Here is a 20,434-nt window from a genome sequence, read left to right as displayed (position 1 = left end):
ATGGTGAACATGCTCAAGCGGTATTACTGCTGCAGTGCAGACTTGCTTCTTACACGCTTGCTTTTGGAGATGGTTCCGTAATGGGCAGGTTCCTTCTGGCGGCTTCTCAGACCCTCCATCATTTTGTTCTGGGCCATAACAATATAACCGTCCAGACGCTGGCTCAGTTCAACTACCATATGATCACTGAGGCTGCGTTCCTGTGCGACCTCCAGCAGTTCACTTCTAAGGCTCTCTATAGTCAAAAAAAGCTCATCTTCTCGGTAATCGCTTCGATCTTCGTGGGAACCGCGGTAAAACTTCATAATCAGTCACCTGCCCTCTATCAACTTCTTTCCTATCATAAGGCATGATGCCAAAAAACATATTTTGAAAAAAAAGAAAAAAATGTCGATGAACTTACAGCTGGACTTACATTTATTTCATTTTAACATTTTTTCCCGGCGGAAGATAGAGCTCCCCCAGAACCTCCATGGCAAAAGCGATCCATTCCCGCGCAGCGAAGGAAAGATAGCGGTCCCTGCGCCAGATCATCCCCAGCTGCCAGGGGATAACCGGCTCAGAAAGCGGGATGACGGCAATCCGTGTCCGGTCCATATCCCGGCAGATCGTCTCCGGCAGCAGGGCAATGCCCATCCCGGCCTCCACCATCCGGCTGATCAGATCCCATTGCGAGCTCTCATAGACAACGTTTGGCTGAAATCCCGCTTTTACACACTCGGTAATAATCCGGTCATGCAGGGCAAAATCCTCACGGAACAGTACGAACTCCTCCGCCTCAAGCTCCCCCAGCGCCACACTCTCCGCTCCAGCCAGACGGTGCCCCGCCGGCACCAGGAGCTCCAGCTTCTCCTCAACGAAAGTAAAACAGTGGAATTTCGCCGTATCCGCCGGCAGCACAACCGCCCCGATATCCAGCAGCCCCGTCTCTACATCATCCGCCACCTTTTTGGCTCCGTCTTCGTGCAGCCGGATGGTCACATCGGGATAACGCCGGTGAAACTCTCCGATCACCGCAGGGAAAAAGCTCGCCCCCACCATCGGCGGCAGGCCGATGCGGATATGCCCGCGCTGCAGCTTGCGCAGGCCGTCCAGCTCTGCGGACAGATTGGCGAAGGACTCCACAATATTTTGTGCCTTGGCCAGCAGGATCTCACCTGCATCAGTCAGCCTGATGCTTTTCCCCTCTCGGTAGAACAGATCCGCTTCAAGCTCCTCTTCGAGGTTACGGATCATTTTGCTGATGGTCGGCTGGGTGATGAACAGGGATTCCGCCGCTCTGGAGAAGCTCTTCAGCCGCGCCGCCTGCACAAAATACTGTAACTGTCTGATATCCAAATCGTTCACCTCATGCATAGATAAATGGAATGTCACTTATTCAATCTATTCATTTTACCTATGAAAATAATTGTTGTAAACTTTCAATATAATGAAAGGGGCGAAGCCTTATGAAAAAATTAATTATAGGCTTGCTGCAGGTTGCCGGACTTACGGTTTTCTCCATGCTTATCAATACATTGACTCCGCTGCTGCATCTTCCGGTTCCGGGAAGCATCATCGGCATGCTTATCCTGTTTCTGCTGCTGGAGGCCGGGGCAATCCGGCTGAGCTGGGTTGAGGTCGGCGCTTCCTGGCTGCTTGCCGAGCTGCTGCTGTTCTTCATCCCCTCCGCGGTCGGAGTCATGAAATATACCGGTCTGCTTGAGGTGAACGGCCTGCAGGTGCTGGCTGTTGTACTTGTCGGAACCTTTGCCGTAATGGCCGGATCAGGACTTCTGACAGGAGCTATCTATAAAGTAAAGGAGCGTAGAGGCTTATGATTACAGGAATGGTTCTGTTAGGGATCACACTGCTGGTGTATCTGCTGGCCAAACGGATCTACACAACCAGCGGCAAAATGTACTGCTCTCCGCTCATTCTTACACCGCTGATCATAATCGGTATTCTGCTTCTGACCGGTGTTTCGTATGAATCCTACAATGCGGGAGGCAAATGGCTGACGGATCTGCTGCAGCCGGCAACCATCGCCTTTGCAATCCCACTCCATAAAAACTTCAAGGTGCTCAAAAAGCACGCCGCCGAAATTGCGGCTGGCGTGCTCTCAGGAACGGTTATTGCCGTGCTCTCCTCAATGCTGCTGGCCAAATGGCTGCACTTAAGCGGAGAGCTGGTTAACAGCCTGGTGCCCCGTTCGGTCACTACACCGATCGCCATGAGCATCTCCCAGAGCATCGGCGGCGTTCCGAGCATCACGGCAGTCTTCGTTATCCTGACCGGTGTGCTGGGCACGATGATGGGACCCTCTGTCCTGCGCCTCTTCCGCATTGACAATGAAATTGCGCGCGGTGTTTCGCTGGGAACCGCGGCGCACGGTACCGGTACTCCAAAGCATTCGAGCTCAGCTCGCTGACCGGCACCATCTCAAGTATTTCGATGATACTGACCGCGCTGTTCTCCATTGGCCTTGCGCCGGCGCTGCTCACTGTTTTCCTCCACTAGGCCGACCCCGCTTGGGCCGATGGCCGGCAGATCCGCTAACCGATCTGCGGCTTTTTTTATAAAAATTCGAAAATATATGTTTTGGGGCTCCCGCAAAGTACTTGAAGTAAATCGAAGCGCAAGCCCCGCTTTGTGGTTTTTTTTATAGCTTCACCGGCAGTCCGCTCTGTGCGGATTCGAAGGCTGCGCAGGTCACTTTGAGCGTCTTGTACCCGTCCTCATAATCACTCAGGATCCGCGAGCGGTCACCGGTCCGCACAGCGTACAGGAACGCCTCGCTCTCTGTCAGATAAGGATTGCCGGAATTGGCATGCTCCGTACTGTCGCCGCTGCGCACCTCCAGCAGACGCTCCGGATTCCAGTCCAGCAGCCCGTTGTCGTTATAGAAGCTGATGCCGCTGCGTCCTACGCCTCCCGGCAGCACGCAGGTGTTGGAAATATTGGCGATTACACCGCTGGCCAGCTTCAGCGATACAGTCCCGACATCGGCTACAGTCACTCCGTCATGCTTCTCATGCATAATCCGGTTGCCGAACAGGCCGTACACCTCGGTCACCTCACCGGCCAGATAACGCAGCAGGTCAACGATATGGGTGGTCTGCTCCGTGAACTGTCCGCCGGACTGCTCCTGGTTGCGCCACCAGGCTACGCCCGGCATATCGCCCATCCACTGTCCGACGATCATGCCCACTTTATCCCCCTGCAGCGCAGCCTTCAGCCGCTGGATGTTCTCCTGATACCGGAAGTGGTAGCCGACAGAGGTCAGCAGATTCTTCTCCTTGATATCCTGCAGCAGGCTCGCCGGAATTTCCGTACTTGATCCAAGCGGCTTCTCGATAAAGAACGGAATCTCCCGCTTAATCAGCGACCGCTCAATGGCCCCGTGCGACTGCGGAGGCACACAGATATAGACGGCATCGAGCTTCTGCGCGTCCAGCATCTCTGTTATTTCACCGTAGCCCTCCGCCCCGTAAGGACGGGCCATCTCTTCGCCTTTGGCTTTACTGCTGCCGCAGACCGCTTTCAGGGAGACATCCTCCATCCCCGCCAGCAAATCCGCGTGTACTTTGGAGAACCAGCCGGTGCCTACAATTCCGATATTCAGTGTCATGTCTTTTCCTCCTGTGGGTGCTATTTAAAATGAATTCAAGAATTCCAATCTGGCGTAGGGCGACTACAGGGAATGTTTGGACTTCCGGCCGCTGTTGTCTGCAGATTTCTTTTATTTTACCGCTGTTCGCGGTGGAAATCCGCAGACAAAGGCGGTCGCTGACGCTCCTACAGTTCCAAACTTCCCCTCCGCCGCTTCCCGCCTTATTGCAGGCTTAAAAATCATTTTAAATAGCCGATTTATTATTCCGCCTAATCTAAAAGCCTATTATAGGTTGTGATTCTATAATTAACAGTAATTATAAGCGCTTACGTGATCACAAGGTAGTCCTGCCACTCATCCGGAAGCAAATGGCGGTAGGGATGCTGGAGGAAACGGTCGTCAGCGAGGATAATAACTCCGTTATCGCTCTCGCTGCGGATCAGCCGGCCTCCGGCCTGCAGTACCTTACACATACCGGGGTAGACGTAGGCGTAATCGAAGCCGTTTTTGCCTGCGGCCTGAAAATAGCTGCGCAGCAGATTGCGCTCCAGCCCCACCTGGGGCAGGCCGACGCCTACAACCATTACGCCGTTCAGCCGGTCGCCCGGCAGATCCACCCCCTCCGAGAAAATCCCGCCCAGCACGGCAAAGCCGAGCAGCGTCTCCGGATTATCCGGACGGAACGAGGCAAGAAAGCTCTCCCGGTCCGGCTCGCTCATCCCGGTGCTCTGCACAAGGGTAGATACCTCCGGATATTTATCGGCGAACAGCTCATAGACATTCTGCAGATAGGCATAGGAAGGGAAAAAGACAAGATAATTGCCCTTCCGGGCCGTCATGCCTTTCAAGGCGTCACAGAGCGGACGCAGTGAAGCTTCCCTTTCCCGGTACCGGGTGGATACCGGAAGTACCGACACCTGCCACTGCTCTCTATGGAACGGAGATGGAACAGTGAGGCTGTAATCCTCCTCCCTTGCGCCGATCATGTCCCTGTAATAAGAGAGCGGTGACAGTGTGGCCGAGAACAGGATCTGGCTGCGGAAGCTCTTGCCCATCTGCTGCAGCAGATGGGACGGGTCCAGGTTGAACAGCTTCAGGTACACATCCCCGCGCCGGACCTCGGCATAGGTGACGTACCGCTCATCGTAGGTTTTAAATGTACGGAGCATATTCTGCACCGTAAAATACGTATCCAGCAGCCCCTGACCCTCTTCCTCATCCTCTCCCGGTACAGGAAGAAGGGCGGAAGGAGACAGCAGCTCGGCCTCCGCCTCCAGGGAAAAAGCCTCAAGCAGGCCAGGCAGCTCCTCCGGATAAGCGCTCCATTGCCCTTCCCCGTCTTCACTGCAGCTTTTGCGCAGGGCAATGAAAAAGGCATTAACGGCCTTGGCCGCCGCAGTTAGCGCCTTGTTGACGGTCTTAAACTGCCGCTGCAGGCCAAGGAACGGCGCCTTTGTAAGCTCTGCTGAATACATGGCCCGTCCACGGTCAACCAAATTATGGGCCTCGTCGACCAGCAGCACGGTCTTGCGCTTGCGCTCCTCCGGCAGCCGCTTCAGGCTGATCCTCGGGTCATAGATATAGTTATAATCGCAGATCACTGCATCACAGGCATACGCGGTGTCCAGCGAGAATTCGAACGGGCACACCACATGCTTTTTGGCGTAGCGGGCAATGACCTCCTGGGTCATCAGCTTCTCATGCTCCAGTACGTCGAGCACCGCCCCGTTGATCCGGTCATAATACCCTTCCCTGTACGGGCAGGATTCGCTGCTGCACAGCCCCTCCTCCCGGAAGCAGGCCTTGTCTTTGGCGGTAAGCGTCACGGCATGAAGCTGCAGACCCTGCGCAAGCAGCATGCCAATGGCCTCCTGTGCCGCCAGCCGGTTGACGGTCTTGGCTGTCAAGTAGAACAGCCCCGCCGCATTTCCCTCTCCCAGAGCTTTGAGCGCAGGAAAAAGCGTGGACATCGTTTTGCCGATCCCTGTCGGCGCCTGGGCAAACAGATTGACCCCCTCGGCAACCGACTTGTAGACGGCTGCCGCAAAGTGCCGCTGCCCGCTGCGGTAGGCCGGAAAAGGAAAGGCCAGCGAGCGGATGCTGCTGTCCCGCTGCTCCTGATGCCGTACCAGCAGCTCCGCATACGGGGCATACCTGGCAACGGTATCGTTCGCGAATGCCTCCAGCTCCGCAGCCGTCATTGTCCGGTACAGGCTCTGCTGCTCCTCCCCCCCGCGCCGGACATAAGTGAGCTTCACCGTGATATCTGTGAGCCCCAGATCCAGGCAAAGGATGTGGGCATACATCAGAGCCTGCGCCCAGTGCACCTCTTTGCCGGCAAAGAGGCCCAGCAGCTCCGCGGTAGATTTGATTTCTTCTACTGTAACAGCCCCGTCCTCCCCGGTCAGCAGTCCGTCACAACGCCCGTCAATAATAAATTTAAGCCCCCCATGAACCATTTCTGTCTTGAGGTAGACCTCTTTACGGTCGCCTTCCTTATATTGCTTCTGTATGTGCTGATGAATGCGCGTCCCCTCCGCCATTGCAGCACCGCTGCTGAAGCCGGGCATAAGGCTGCCGCTGCTGAAAACATATTCGACCAATGACCTTACTGATATGGAAATTTCCGCAAAATGCATATTTTAAAGCCTGCCCCCGTTCTGTCGCTCGCCCTTTTTGGCGTGAAACGCCGTTTTTCTGCTTTTTACTCCGTATGCTCGAATCTGAGTAAGATAATATCCGGTTCACGTACGCGCATCATTTATTACGCAGTCCAGTGAGGTTATACGGCATTTCTGTTTTTTGACATTCACCTGCCAGCGCTGCATAATAAGGTCTATTAATATAGGAATTCTCTTGTCCATGCGCTGCATCCTCCCAGCCGGGAGCGGCGTTTCATCTCTAAGAAAGAAGGCGAAGCTGTGTCATCCCTTACTATTAAACGGTGGGTAGCCAAACCATTCGTGTTTTTCACGCTTATTTTTATACTCAAAAGCTTCCTGGCCTGGGGCGTTATTTTCGGGGATCTGCTGTCCTGGAAATCACTGATAACGGAAATCCCCTTTATCTGGGCCCTCTTCTGTCTCATTGAGGCCTTCGCCTCCAAACGGAAGCTCGGACTTTACATGCTGGTCAATCTGCTTGTCACGGCAATCTTTTTCGCGGCCATAATGTACTTTAAATATTACGGCGTTATCGTCACCTATCAGGCGGCTGAGCAGGTTAACCAGGTTACCGCTGTACGCAATAGTGTCTTTTCCCTGATGGACCCGTATTATCTGCTGATCTTTTCCGATATTATCATCTTTAGCATTTATTTCTTTTTCAATAAGAAAGGCCGTACTTATAAAAAAGAAAAAATCAACCGCCGCAGCAGCAACACCCGGTTCTCCTTTAGCCTGCTGTTTGCCGTATCGCTCGGCTTGTGCCTGTTCAATGTGCTGCCTAATAAGGCCAGCATGAACGAAATCAAGAAGGCCCAGGAGATGGGTATTCTTAATTATGAGGTCTACGCAATTTTTGCTCAAGATAAACCGGAGCTGGTGGATGCCAGTGAGATTACACAGGACGTTATCAATGAGGTAAAAGGAATCGATCCGGCGGCCGTTTCCCCGTTCCAGGGTGCAGCCAAAGGCAAGAACCTGATTATTATCCAGCTTGAATCGTTCCAGAGCTTCTTGCTCGGACTTACAATCGACGGCAAAGAGATTACGCCTAACCTGAACAGCCTGATGAGAGACAGCCTGTATTTCCCTAACTTCTATCAGATGGTTGGCCAGGGAAATACCTCGGATGCGGAATTTGTGGTCAACTCTTCCTTCTATATTCCGCCTAAGGGTGCGGCTACGATGTCTTATGTCGATAAAGAGCTGCCAAGTCTCCCGCGCCTTCTGCAGGCCAGCGGCTACCAGACGGCTACCTTCCACACTAATGATGTGGAATTCTGGAACCGCGGAGAGCTGTATAAAGCACTCGGCTTCGAGCACTACTATGACCATAAGTTTTTCGGGGATGAGGATACCTTCTTCTTCGGACCGTCCGATGAAGTGCTCTACCGCAAAACGGCTGACAAGCTGAAGGAAATGGACCAGGACGGCAAGCCGTTCTACGCTCAGGTCATCTCAATGTCAGCCCACCATCCGTTTACGATTCCTGAGGAAAAATACCAGATGAAGCTGCCGGAGCGTTACGAAGGCACCTTTGTCGGCGACTATATCCGTTCACAGAATTATGCTGACTACGCGTTCGGGCAATTTGTTGAAGAGCTGAAGGCCAGCGGCGTATGGGATGACAGCCTGATTATGGTGTACGGGGACCACATGGGTCTGCCGATTTATTCCCTGGATCATGACGATAAGCAGCTGATGGAAGAAATCTACGGGCATGAGTATGAGTACGCCAACATGCTGAACATTCCGCTCATGATTCATGAGCAGGGCAGTCTGCAGCCGCAGACGCTTGAGCAGGTCGGGGGAGAAGTGGACATTATGCCGACCGCCGCGAGCCTATTGGGGGTTTCGCTGGACAGTACCATTCATTTCGGCCAGGACCTGACTGCCCAGACGTACAATTTGTTGCCGCAACGCTACTATCTGCCGACCGGCTCCTTCATCGCCAGCTCCGGGCTGCTCATTCCGGGCAACAGCTTTGAGGATAACACGCAGTATATTCTTGCTTCCGGAGGCAGACTCCTGCCGGAACAGAGGACGAATACAACCGTGCACTGAGACTCCGCCAGCTCTCTGACAGCTATGTCACGCAGCTGCCGGATAGAGCGCCTGCAGCAGAATAGATTAATGATGCCAGGAACAATAACAAACAGCCAGGCTCCGGTGATGGAGCCTGGCTGTTTGTCATTCCGATGTTTCTATTCATTAAATTAGCCCTGAAACCAGTCTGTTATTACCGCTCCTGCTTCTCCAGAAGGGTATAGTATTCTGCGAACTTCTCCAGTTCCTCCGGCTTCAGGATCGCCAAATGCTCGGTCAGCAGAACCAGCGAGCGGTTCTGCGCTTCCTTAAGCAGCTCCTCGCCTTTTACGGTAAGCGTCACTGTTACGGCTCTGCGGTCGTTCTCATCCTGCACGCGGGCGGTAAGGCCAAGCAGCTCAAGACGGTCCAGCATCACCGTTACTGCGCTCGACTTCACATCAAGCTGCTCTGCCAGCTGGATGACGCGCGCCTTTTTCTCACGGGCAATGATATGCAGCAGATGAAATTGCGGCACCGTAAGGCCGATTTCTTTATGCAAAGACATCTGCGACGTGATTTTACGCTGTACTCTCCACATGGATAATCCCAGGGCTTCAATCAACGGATCAATTTTCTGTGCCATCCCTCTCACTCCCAGTCCGTTTGTCCTGCTTCAAGCGTACCATTTTCAGCAGGGCGGATTCAATGTTTTTGCCTAAACCCCCAAAAAGCCTCCATTTTCCGACACAAAAATACTATATTCTCGCTAATGCTCCGCGAACATTGTTGCGCTATAATCGTAGCAGTGATAATAAATATCACCTATATTAGAGAGTCAGGGCTGGTGGTGCAAACAATGAAATTGGCAACAAAATTAACTTGGATGATGCTTATCGTATTACTTCTCGTCGGATCATCCATCGGTTTCTTCGGATACCGCGCTGCGTACAAGCAGTTAGACGAAGCTGCAGGTATAGAATTGGTAGGCTGCGCCAATATTACAACCGGACTCGTCGATCCCGCTGTTATTTCGGCTCTGGCTGCAGGAGATACCAGCAAGCTGGCTGCCATCGAAGACCGCATCGGCTGGATCAATGACCATAAACCGATTTTTAAAGAATCCTTCATTCTGTCGCTGGACGGGACGATTCTCGCGGCTGACGCCAACCTCAAAGAAAGAGGATATAAAGCCGGCGATCCGTTCTACTTCGCGGAAGAAGACAAAACTATGATTACCACCATGAAGCATTCCGCATACTCCAAGGTTTATACCTATCAAGGTACCTCGCTCAAGACCGGCTATGGCCCCATCTATCAGGATCATGATCCCACAAAACCTATTATTGCTCTAATGGCTATCAATTTCGACGGTGCTCTCGTGCAGGAACGGACACAGGATATTATCCTTCAGCCCTTCATCATCGGCGCATCGATTCTCGTTATCGCTATTATGGCCGCATACATATTTATCCGGAGAACCACCAGACCGCTGACCAGACTCTCCGGCTCGGTCAACACGGTTGCCAAGGGTGATCTTTCACATGAGCCTATTCTGTTCAAAAGCAAGGATGAAATCGGTACGCTGGCCCGGGATTTCAATGATATGACGGCCAGTCTGCGTAATCTCATCACCCAGGTCAACGATACGTCGATGCTGGTCGCCTCCTCCTCACAAGAGCTGTCCGCCAGTGCACAGGAGACCAACCGGGCCGGAGAGCACAGCGTCAATGTCACCATTGATCTGGCTGACGGCGCCAACACCCAGCTGCGCAATCTGGAGGGCAGCTACCGGTCTGTGCAGGAGATGTCGCGGTTCATCACGGAAATTGCCAGCACTGCCGACACTGCAATGAACACAGCTGCAGATAATGCACTCAAGGCCCGCAACGGGCGTGAATCCATGGATTCTACCACCTCTCAAATGCAGGTCGTAAGTGAGAGTATCAGCGATCTGTCCGGAATCATCGAAACGCTGGGCAGTCATTCCAAGGAGATTGAGAGTATTGTCGGCACGATCTCCAGTATTGCCGAGGAGACCAACCTTCTCTCACTGAATGCGGCAATTGAAGCTGCCCGGGCCGGCGAGGAAGGACGCGGCTTTGCCGTAGTAGCCGGTTCCGTACGCAAGCTGGCTGAACGCTCGGCCAGCTCCGCTGCCCAGATCGGCGAGCTGGTAAGCCAAATAGTCAGTCAGATGGACAAAGCCGGAGAGACCATGAGACGCTCCACCGATGAAATGGTCGAGGGCAAAGCCATGATCATTGCTGCCGGCAGATCATTCTCGGAGATTGAAACCTCCGTCTCGGATATGTCCTCCCAGAGCCAGCAGATTTCCGAGACCGTCCGTGATCTGGCTCTCATCTCCAGCGATCTGGTAGCTGCCATCCAGAGCATCGTGGCTGTCTCCAACCAGACTGCCGAAGGCGCAGAGATGCTCTCCGCTTCCTCCCAGGAGCAGCTTGCTGCCATGCAGGAGGTAGAGGCTTCCGCCGCCTTCCTTTCTTCGCTGGCGGAGAAGCTTCAGGTGCTTGTTGAGAACTTTAAAATATAGGATTTGTTAAAGGGAGTTTTAATGACCACCGGGGGGTTGAGGTAAGGCCGCGGCTGTGGGGAATGTTTGGACTTCCGGCCGCTGTTATGTTTGAATTTCCTAATTTGAAACCGCCGCCGCGGTTGAAATTCAAACATAGCATATGCTTCCGTAGCTAGCTTTTCTTCGAAAAGCTTTCAGGCAGACGCTACGCTCCTACAGTTCCAAACTTCCCCTCCGCCGCTCCCACCTCAACGTTCATCTCAACACCCTTTAAAGAATCCCCCCTTTAAAGAGGGGGATAGAAAAAGAAAAAGCAGCAAGTCCTGATAACGGACTTGGCTGCTTTTTTGGTTACTCTAAATTAACGTGGGAGAGCGTTCGACAGACGTTGTCGCTCTTTAAGATACAGACTCCCCTCCACCACTCTCCCGCTTGCACACTCGAAAGTTCAATCTATCTAATTGGATTTTCGGCAATTAAATCCGGCTTTTTTTCGCATTTACGACTATTAGGTGGAAAAAGGACATCTATTTCGGGTCATTTATCGCTCTGGAGGCGATTACGGCAAAATTAAGTGACGTTTTTCCACCTAATTCCTCGTCGGCAGCGTTTATCAGAGAATTAAATAGCAAAAATCCAACTAGATGTGGGGGAGTCACAGTCGGTCGAGTCGCTACGGATTCACCAGACCGTTTTGCCCTAGAAAAGGGTTAAACACAAAGTATTCCCGTAGGGGCATACACAAACAGCCTTAAATCTGGCCAGTAAACAGTTAACGCGGCAATCCGCTTGTCCAGCAGATTGCCGCGTTAACAGGAGCAGCAGCATTATATATGATCTAGGCCGTGTTCTCGATAAACCATTGGCCCAGCTCATTCACCGGCATCGGGCGGCCGTAGTAGAAGCCCTGCATGACCCGGCAGCCCAATGACTGCAGCAGCTCAATCTGCTCTGGTGTTTCGACGCCCTCGGCGACTACCTCCATATTGAGGTTGCTGGCGATGGCGATGATATTGCTGATGATGGCTTTTTTGGAATGCATTTTGCTCTTGCGGATGAACACCTGGTCGATCTTGAGCGTGTTGACCGGAATCTCATCAAGATTTCCGAGTGAAGAGAAGCCGGTCCCGAAGTCGTCCAGAGACACGCGCACACCGATATCCCGGAGCTTGGAGAGCTGGGCGACCGTCTCCTCCATGTTGTTCATAGCGATGGATTCGGTAATCTCCAGCTCGAGAAAATGCGGCTCAAGGCCGGAGCTAGCAAGCGCCTCGGATACTACATCATACAGGCTTCCGTTCTCGAACATTCTTGCCGACATATTAATCGACACAGGCACATTTGCGATCTGGTCTTTATGCCAGCTCATATTCTGGACGCAGACATCTTGCAGCATCCAGTAGGTAATCGGTACGATCAGGCCGGTCTCCTCGGCAATCGGGATAAATTCCGCCGGGGAGATGATCCCGTGATCCGGATGCTTCCAGCGCAGCAGCGCCTCGAGGCCGACAGTGACATTCATCAGAGAGTCCCATTTAGGCTGATAGACCACCATAAATTCCGAGCGGGCAAGCGCCTTGCGCAGATCCTTCTCCAGCGACATGCGCCGGAGCTGGTAGCGGTTCATCTCCTGGTCGAAAACACTGAACTTGTTCTTGCCGGAGTCCTTCGAGGTGTACAGTGCCGTATCGGCAGCCTTCATCAGTGCCGAGCGGTCCGTGCCATGCGCTGGTGTCATACTGATGCCAACACTGGCCGTCACATACAGCTCATTGCCTTCAATGCTGTATGATTTCTTGAGCTCCTGCAGAATGTGCAGGGCCTCCTCCTGGGCGTTCTCCATACTGGAATCCGGCAGGGCAATCAGAAATTCATCGCCGCCGAGCCGGAATACCTTACCTTTGGAGCCTACGCATGTTCTCAGCCGGTCTGCAACCTCCTGCAGCAGCAAATCGCCGATATCATGGCCGAGTGTATCATTAATTGATTTGAAACGGTCCAGGTCCACAAAGAACACTGCTCCCGGATTGTCTCCGAAGAACTCATCCCTGAAATAGCGCTCCAGACCATGGCGGTTCGGCAGCTCTGTCAGCGGATCATGATAAGCCATCCGTTCCAGCACATGCCGGTCAAGGAACACTGCCCCGCCGGAGATGGCCAGCATAAACAGGGTTACGAGGGATACTCCGGTCAGCAGAATTACATCTGTCTCCATGACAACAGGCTTTGAGCCGCTCCATCCGCCATATTGAAAATGGCTTGTTCTAAGGCTTATATAGTGCATGCCGGTAACTGCGAATCCGATGAACAGGGCGGAAGCAAACTTCCAGCGCCGGCTGAAATACTCCTGCTCCCGGAACCGCCGGAACAGAAAAATACCGATGTAAGATGCCAGCAGGGCTATCAGAACGGAAATCCCCTGGGCAAGCGGCTCATAATGCATCTTGCCTTCAATCTCCATAGAGGAGATCCCAATATAATGCATCACGGAAATCCCTGCACCCAGAATCAGCCCGCTAAGTGTCAGCCGCCACATCCTTTGGCGGGGAACAGTGGCAATCCACAACGCTCCGAAGCTGGAGAACATGCTGACCAGCAGGGATAAGACCGCTCTGCCCGGACGGTAGCCGATTTCAAACGGGAAATGGGTAGCCATAATACCGACGAAATGCATTGCCCACATTCCGCTGCCGAGTACGCATGCGGCTGACATAAGCCAGAGCCGGCGGATTCTTCCTGTGGACTGGGGAACCTGGGCAATCAGGTTAAGCGCCGAATAGGCTGCAGTAACAGCAAGTGCAAAAGATAGTAAAACAATCCAAGTATTATAGTGGGTTCCCATTTGATCCATAGTTGACCTCTTCACCGGTTATATTATCATTATCGTTGAAGCTCATTCTCAAGTACAAAAATCTATTACGGATATCAGATAAACGGAAGAGTGTATAGAGATTATAGAATGCTATGAGAAGTAACTTTAGCTGTATTCTACCTTGTATTTGCTATACTGTCTAAGTAAATACTGGAACTTAGACCCTTTTTTCGAAGGCGGCAAAAAATGTCCATATTTGTCCGTACCTGCGGGGTTTTCCCGGCTGGCAGCTGTTATCCCCCCAGCTCCGCCCGGGGAAAAGAGATGCGCCAGATCCACCAATTGGCGATTACCAGAACTGGAGCATAGATGTAAATTCCAAACGGAATCAGGCTGATCACATAATGAAGCCCCGCCAGTCCCATCAGAATAAACATCTGCACAAAGGCGCTCCCTGTAAAATCCTTTTGTCTGGCAGCGCTGTACTGCTCCGAGAACGGCAGTGACTTCGGCAGAAGACGGAAGCACAGCACTGAATACAGCATCAGGGCAGGCAGCACAATAATCAGGTGCGGCAGAAAGCGCAGGCCGAATACCCACAGAAAAATGGCCCCTTCAATGACGAAAAGCGGTATCAGCAGCCGAAGGATAGCCGCCTTGAGCATTCCCCGGTAGACCGGAGATAATCCGGGCAGCGGAATCGTCTTGTAGATCCAGGCCGCCCGGTAACTTGTTGAATAACGCAGCATCTGCACAGCGGTCATCATCAGAAGCGCACAGAAATAAATGAACAGGAACGCCTTGGTGTTCTGCAGCTCCTCCAGACCTCCGCCGCCCCACAGGATGTTAAAGATGAAGATAAACGGCAAAATCAAGGACAGGCCGAAGGTAGGATACACCTTGAGCTTGAAATCACGCTCATTACGCATCATTGACCAGGTGAAGCGGAAGAAGAGCGCCTCCTCCTTGCCCTGGCAAAAGAGCTCTGACAGCCGGCGGGCCATATTTCCGCTGTCCTTCCCGGCCCCCTCCTCCGATGCCAGCTTTTGCAGGCTCTGTTCAAACAACGGCATAAGCTTGATATACACTGCAAGCAGCAGCACAGGAACCACGAGGGCCAGCACGGACATTACAATCAGATGAACCGAATGGTCCCCGTTCAGCAGAAGCTCGAAGGGTGAAGCAAACCAGGCCGGGGCCAGCAGGTACTGCCACCAGGCCGGTTCATAGGACACCGTCAGGTCGGCCAGATTGAACAGGCGGGAGACCAGCTGATAACCTACCGCAATTCCGATGGACAGAATGATCTGTACATAATTAATGATGTCCTTCAGCTTTTCCCCGTCAAAGACCCGCAGAATCAGTAAATAGATCAGTGCTGTAATAACTAGGATCAGGCAATCCATCAGAATGACGGCTGCGGCATAGATAAGGAAGAAGACGATTCCCTGCTTGAACAAGGAAACGATCAGCGAAGGCCCCGTAACCGTTAATGTTAAAGTAAGCAAATAGATTAGGATATGTAAGCTCTTCGCCATATTCAGCGTCCGGCGGTTCACCGGCTTGGAGAACAGGATATTTTTATCCCGTAAATCCAGCATTACTGAGGAAAAATCTGAAATCAGCGTAGTTGCAATCATAAACATCAGAATGGCGAAGGTAATACTCATAGAAAAGATATAATTCCCGTCCTGCACGACGAAAAGGATCAGCATCAGGCCAAGCAGCAGATAAATCCACTGTATACGGAAGGGCGAACCTTCTGCGGTAGTCTGCTTGTTGTCCTTCCCTCCGGCGAGCACAGTCGGGGTACGCCTTGCGTCCATCGTCAGTTTGACCTGCAGAATACTGCGCAGAACGGGGTAGTCAACACCGGTTCTCCGGAATACAGCCTGCAGCCGGTCAAGCAGCTTCAGCACATAAAATTCAGTCATTGGAATCACCTTCACCAATAACTGCAACAAATTCCCCGGCAATATCCCGGAAACGGTCGAATCCGGTCAGCTCGTTGAAAATCCCTTCAAGCGAGCCTTCGCGGCTCTTCTCCTTCAGCTCGGCAAAGCTTCCGTCCGCTACAATGTCCCCGCCGTTAATCAGGATGATCCGGCTGCTGATTTTCTCAACCACGTCCATAATATGAGAGGAATAAAAGATCGTCTTGCCGCGGGCGGCCAGCGAAGCAAAAATCTCCTTAACGATCATTACACTATTGGCATCCAGCCCGCTCAGCGGCTCATCAAGGAACAGGATATCCGGATCATGCAGCATGCTCGAGATCAGCAGCACCTTCTGCCTCATCCCTTTGGAATAGGAGGCAATCCGCATATTGAAAGCATGCTCCAGATTAAGCAGCCCCATCAGCCGCTCTGCCTTCTGCTCGGCATCGGTCCGCTTCATCCCGTAGAGCTCGCCGATAAAACCCAGGTATTCTTTGGCGGTCAGGCTATCGTACAGTTCGGCAACCTCCGGAACATAACCGATCCGTCTTTTGTAAGCAGCGTCACCGTCTGAAATATCTCTGCCAAAAATCCGGACCGTACCCGTGTAGCCTTCGACCAGACCCAGCATAATCTTGACCGTGGTGCTCTTGCCTGCCCCGTTGGGTCCGATATAGCCGATAATCTGGCCGGGGTAGACCGCAAGGTCGATTCCCCGCAGCACCATCCTGTCACTATAATTCATCCATAGGCCTTCGATCGAAATAACCGGTTCTTGCGCATGATTCATGAGTATAGAAGCTCCTTTCAGTAACCGTAATAGGAAATGCACCAGACAGGTTTCCAGCAATATTCCTATTCTACCAAAATTCAACTTAAGCGGGCTATTATAAATGTACACAGCAAAAAGGCGGCCGGAGGCCGCCTCACTGCTCTTTTACCGCTACTGGTCGGGTTACTGTGACAGCAGGTTGTAGATAACCTGGGCCGCCTGGGCGCGTGTCGACAAGCCTTGCGGATCGAGCTTGCCGTTATTTCCTTCAATGATTCCGCTGGCCGTAAGAGCCTGCAGCGCCTCCTGTGCATAGACTGCAACCTGCCGGGCATCGCTGTAGCCGGACAGCCCGGCAGATGCCGTACCTTCGGGCAGCTCATTCAGGATCTTCAGAGAACGGTACAGCAGAGTGAACAGCTCCTGCCTTGTAATCTGGTCATCCGGTTTAAACTGGTTATCCCCGGAGCCTGTCGCTACCCCCAGCTTTTTGGCTGCGGCCAGATAACCGGTGTAGTAGGTGTTACCGGCGTCTGCAAAATTAAGCGCACCGGCATCCTCCGGCACAATGCCGTAAGCTTTTAGCAGGAGAACTACAAACTGGCCTCTCGTAATCGCAGCATTCGGGCTGTAGTTATTGGCATCCGTGCCGGAAGTGATGCTTCTGGCTGCCAGATAGCCGATCGCTTCACTGTACCAGGAGGACGACGCTACATCCGTAAAGCTGATCGGATTATATCCGATGATATATTGCGAGAAATGGGTGGTTACAAAATCCACATGGCCGGATGCCGCCTGGTAATGGCCGCGGACAGTCTCCAGGCTGCCTTCAGGAGTAATATAGTAGATAATTACAGCATGGCCAGCCTCGCCTGCCTGCAGTGTATAGGCAACGCTAACCTTAATCTTGCCGCCGCCAAATTCACTAACATTGCTGTCCCCGGCTTTTACCGCCAGGTCATAGACCGGTCTGTCCCCCAGTACCGCTTTGCCCTCTTCGCTCAGGGATACCTTGGCAATGGTAATGCTGATATCACCTGCATCGGCTGCTCCGCTGATCGCTGCTGCGGACTGGGCATCAAAGGTAATCGTACCTACGCTCACATAATTGATTTTGATGACCGCATTCGTGTTCTCAGCAATGGCATTAAAGGCGCTTCTTGGCAAAGTCAGCTCAGCCGTCTGTGTCCGGGCTGATGATGCCACCTCAATCTCCAGGACAGCCCGCTTGCCTTCAGCCTCTGCCTTTTTGGCGCTATCAGCAAGCTGCTGTACTTCAGCCGCAGTAAGTGTTGCAGCAGTAACCCCCGTCGATTCATCCGTGGTTACTGCAGCTTTGGCTACTGCGGTTACCGTGCTGCCTGAAGTAGTTGCAGCCGGGGCCGGAGTTGCTGTAGGGGCTGGTGCTCCGCCTCCCGAAGGGTTACTGCCGCTGGAAGGCGCAGTATATGCCGGAACTACAACCTCTGCAATCTTACCTGCCTTGTATCCCTCTTTGGCTGCGTATCTTACGTTATAGGTTCCCGGCACAAGGCCGGTAATTTCCCGGTCTGCCGCATAAACATAGCTTGTAGCGGTAGCCAGCTTGTATTCCTGGGCAGCTGTCGTGCCGGTGATGCGTCCGTCCTTATTCTCGGCAGTGGTCGGTGCAATGCCGGTTAAACCCGCTGGTGCTTCCTGCTCTGCAGCATACGCAGGTACAACTACCTCAGTGATCCGGCTCGCACTGAAGCCTTCCTTGGCTGCATATCTTACTTCATAAATACCGGGGACGAGCCCGGTGATTTCAGGTTCCGTTGCATATACATATTCTGTCACTGTGGACAGCTTATACTCCAGTGCCGCTGTTGTACCTGTGATGCGGCCGTCCTTGTTCTCCGCCGTAGTCGGCGCGATGCCGGCAAGACCGGTCGGTGCAGCCTGCGTACCGTAAGCCGGAACCTCAATAGCGACCGATTCTCCCGCACCGTAGGCAATTGCGGTTGCACCGTCTACAGTAGTCGGTCCCTGATATCCCGGCTTGGCAGCATATCTGACCAGATAGGTTCCCGGTGTAAGGCCCGTGATGGCTGCCCCGGTTACAGCAGTGTAGACTGTGTCCGTAACACTTTTGTATTCCAGTGCTTTGTTCAGCGTGCCTGTAATCTGCCCGTCGGTGGCTCCAGCAGAGGTAGGGGCTGCTCCGCCCAGACCGGACGGCACGGCTTCAAGTCTGGAGAAAATGCTGTTCAGTGCCTTAACCGCATTATTATATCTGTGGCCCGTAGGATAGGTAGTATTTCTGGTATCCACATAACCCGGCTGGATGTTCTCCCAGCTGTACATCAGCTCCACATGCCCGAGGATAGGAGCGCTGCTGCCGTCCGCATTCTTGTTATCCTTATTGTACGTGAACAGGAACGGAACCTGCAGTCTGTCGCCCGTAACTGTATTGCCGTTCGCATCCACGTAGCTGATGACCGAAGGCTTGGCTGCGGTGTTGTTCTCAGTCTTGATGTTAGTCAGATAGGTCTTAACCAGGTCTACATAGAGCTTGGCATAGGCATGATTCGTTGTCCGGATTTGCAGCTCATTGTTGTTGTGCGGGTTGGCACTGCCTTTGGTCCCGCTGTTGTTGCCGGATTCGGCAACGGTGACACCGGCATCAAGCTTCGTGTCGAAGAAATAGATTTTATCAATGTTATGTTTTTTGGCATATTCATTGATGTATTTAATAATAGCCTGTGTGTTCGGGCACCAGGAGCCGCCGAGCAATATGGCATAATTGCCCTCACTGGCAAGAATCTGCTTCAGCTGGTGATACGTCACATGCTCAAACACAAGGTCTCCGTCGGCCGCAGTGAAGATCGTCGGCTTGCCTTCATTCTCCCCCTCATAGTTCAGGTTGAAGGCCGCCTTGATGTAGGCCGATTCATCAATTACGTTATAAGTGCTGGCAGCGCCGAACACCTTGCCCACCCGGGCTTTGTACGCATTAACCTTGGCCTGATCCAGCGAGCCGCCGGTCTGGAAGTCACTCCATGAGTTGCCCTCGTTCAGATAAGCCACAATAGGCGCCCTATTCCCGTTTGCATCCACATTGTTTTTGTTGTAAATGAAGAGGAAGGGGGATTCAATTTTGTTAACCGAAACGGTCTCGCCCGCCTTGTTGACATAACTTACATTGTGCTGCGGGTCATTTTTGTCATACAGATTGAGGTTTTTCAGATATTTATTGACCAGATCCACGTATTTGTACGCAAATTTATTAGAGCTGTCTGCAATATTTAGGCTCTCTCCGTCCAGGCGGGTGTCGAAATTATAGACGGTCGATACTCCGTATGCCTTGGCCGCCTCATTGATAAATCCGATCTCGGCCTGGGTCTGCTCACTCCACGCGCCGCCTACCAGAACCGCGTAATTGCCTTCACTTTCGAACAGATGAACAATATCCTCATAGGTTGCTGTCTTGAAGACATGGTTCTCATCATTCAGGTGCTCATACACGTTGTTAAAATAATTATAATGGCTCACTTGCCCTGCAGATGCGCTGTTCAGAACAGCTTCCGCCTGGGCTGCAGGCTCTGCCTTCGCGGCGTGCACCGGCAGAACCAGCAGGGAGGCTGCCAGGAGCAGCGACAGTATTTTTTTGGATTTTAAAGGTCGTATCATGTATGCACCTCATCATTTGGAATTGGATTGCAGCTCATCTGAAGCCGGGCCGAAGATTCGGGACGCAAGCTTTGCCAGCAGAGCTTACGGGCAAATTTCTTCCTCAGCTGCAGGTGCGGCTGCAGGTTCAGCGGCTGGTGCGCTTGCCGGCTCTGCCGGTGCGCTGACTGCGCTCGATTGCGCCGGTGCGGCTGCCGGAGCAGCAGTCGCTTTCGCCTTCACTACTTCCGTTGTGGAGAATGTAACGGTCTTGGCCGGAGCTGCTGGTGCAGGCGCTGCCGTTGCGGCTGGTGCAGGCGCCGCGGTTGCAGCCGGCTGGGCAGCCTGGGCTGTCACCTTATTGCCTGGCGCTGCAGTGGCTTGCGCCTTCGCAGCCTGCGGCTTAGCCGGAGCTGCACGTTTATTAGTTTACTATGAAACTGCGCACAAAGCAAAGCAAGCGGGAA

The 20,434-nt window shown here is 52.8% G+C and carries 12 protein-coding genes and 2 pseudogenes; 5 read left to right on the top strand and 9 right to left on the bottom strand.

The features are described 5' to 3' along the window. Nucleotides 1-23: 23 nt before the first annotated feature. Nucleotides 24-305 carry an aspartyl-phosphate phosphatase Spo0E family protein gene (locus tag AWJ19_RS28855; RefSeq protein WP_068728627.1) on the bottom strand — a complete coding sequence of 94 codons (282 nt, stop codon included), beginning with the start codon at nt 303-305 and terminating at the stop codon, nt 24-26. Nucleotides 306-417: 112 nt separating this feature from the next. Next, nucleotides 418-1,338: a LysR family transcriptional regulator gene (locus AWJ19_RS28850; protein WP_198536663.1), complete on the bottom strand. Its 921-nt coding sequence runs from the start codon at nt 1,336-1,338 to the stop codon at nt 418-420. A gap of 110 nt (nt 1,339-1,448) precedes the next feature. On the opposite strand from AWJ19_RS28850, the gene AWJ19_RS28845 reads away from it, so the two are divergent. Both AWJ19_RS28845 and AWJ19_RS28840 read left to right on the top strand, forming a co-directional pair. Beyond that, on the top strand, nt 1,449-1,820 hold the full coding sequence (locus tag AWJ19_RS28845) for a CidA/LrgA family holin-like protein (RefSeq protein WP_068728625.1): 372 nt from the start codon (nt 1,449-1,451) through the stop codon (nt 1,818-1,820). Beyond that, nucleotides 1,817-2,499 (top strand): annotated as a pseudogene (locus AWJ19_RS28840) (CidB/LrgB family autolysis modulator). Before AWJ19_RS28845 ends, AWJ19_RS28840 begins: the two are co-directional and overlap by 4 nt. A 142-nt stretch (nt 2,500-2,641) precedes the next feature. On the opposite strand, the gene AWJ19_RS28835 reads toward AWJ19_RS28840, so the two are convergent. Together AWJ19_RS28835 and AWJ19_RS28830 are read right to left on the bottom strand one after the other, a co-directional pair. Further along, nucleotides 2,642-3,610: a Gfo/Idh/MocA family oxidoreductase gene (locus AWJ19_RS28835; RefSeq protein ID WP_068728624.1), complete on the bottom strand. Its 969-nt coding sequence runs from the start codon at nt 3,608-3,610 to the stop codon at nt 2,642-2,644. 308 nt (nt 3,611-3,918) lie between these two features. Next, a complete protein-coding gene (locus AWJ19_RS28830; RefSeq protein ID WP_068728623.1) occupies nt 3,919-6,231 on the bottom strand; it encodes an ATP-dependent DNA helicase in 2,313 nt (770 codons plus the stop codon). Nucleotides 6,232-6,513: 282 nt separating this feature from the next. Here AWJ19_RS28830 and AWJ19_RS28825 point away from each other — a divergent pair. Then, nucleotides 6,514-8,384: pseudogene (locus tag AWJ19_RS28825) on the top strand (LTA synthase family protein). Nucleotides 8,385-8,494: 110 nt separating this feature from the next. On the opposite strand, the gene AWJ19_RS28820 reads toward AWJ19_RS28825, so the two are convergent. Further along, nucleotides 8,495-8,926 carry a MarR family transcriptional regulator gene (locus AWJ19_RS28820; RefSeq protein WP_068728622.1) on the bottom strand — a complete coding sequence of 144 codons (432 nt, stop codon included), beginning with the start codon at nt 8,924-8,926 and terminating at the stop codon, nt 8,495-8,497. Nucleotides 8,927-9,139: 213 nt separating this feature from the next. Here AWJ19_RS28820 and AWJ19_RS28815 point away from each other — a divergent pair, with 213 nt between their 5' ends. Further along, nucleotides 9,140-10,834: a methyl-accepting chemotaxis protein gene (locus AWJ19_RS28815; protein WP_068728621.1), complete on the top strand. Its 1,695-nt coding sequence runs from the start codon at nt 9,140-9,142 to the stop codon at nt 10,832-10,834. An 820-nt stretch (nt 10,835-11,654) separates the two neighbouring features. Here the strand turns inward: AWJ19_RS28815 and AWJ19_RS28810 are convergent. The 4 genes from AWJ19_RS28810 to AWJ19_RS28795 form a co-directional block, all read right to left on the bottom strand. After that, the gene (locus tag AWJ19_RS28810) at nt 11,655-13,667 is read right to left on the bottom strand and encodes an EAL domain-containing protein (protein ID WP_068728620.1); all 2,013 of its coding nucleotides are present in this window, start codon (nt 13,665-13,667) and stop codon (nt 11,655-11,657) included. A 254-nt stretch (nt 13,668-13,921) separates the two neighbouring features. Next, nucleotides 13,922-15,562, bottom strand: a complete 1,641-nt coding sequence (locus tag AWJ19_RS28805) for a hypothetical protein (RefSeq protein WP_068728619.1) — start codon at nt 15,560-15,562, stop codon at nt 13,922-13,924. Beyond that, entirely contained in the window at nt 15,555-16,355 is an 801-nt protein-coding gene (locus tag AWJ19_RS28800; RefSeq protein ID WP_068728618.1) for an ABC transporter ATP-binding protein, read from the bottom strand. The genes AWJ19_RS28805 and AWJ19_RS28800 overlap by 8 nt, the downstream gene beginning before the upstream one ends. Nucleotides 16,356-16,520: 165 nt before the next feature. Further along, nucleotides 16,521-19,988 carry an S-layer homology domain-containing protein gene (locus AWJ19_RS28795; protein WP_068728617.1) on the bottom strand — a complete coding sequence of 1,156 codons (3,468 nt, stop codon included), beginning with the start codon at nt 19,986-19,988 and terminating at the stop codon, nt 16,521-16,523. Here AWJ19_RS28795 and AWJ19_RS36050 point away from each other — a divergent pair. Continuing rightward, nucleotides 19,966-20,434 (top strand): hypothetical protein (locus tag AWJ19_RS36050; RefSeq protein WP_198536662.1); only part of this gene is annotated, 469 nt, incomplete at its 3' end. The two genes, AWJ19_RS28795 and AWJ19_RS36050, sit on opposite strands and share 23 nt — an antisense overlap.

Origin of the sequence: Paenibacillus sp. DMB5 (assembly GCF_001517085.1) — a bacterium.
In the GTDB taxonomy this organism is placed as follows: domain Bacteria; phylum Bacillota; class Bacilli; order Paenibacillales; family Paenibacillaceae; genus Paenibacillus_AQ.
Note: the sequence above shows the minus strand (reverse complement) of the source record. Positions and strands in the feature narration are given on the sequence as shown.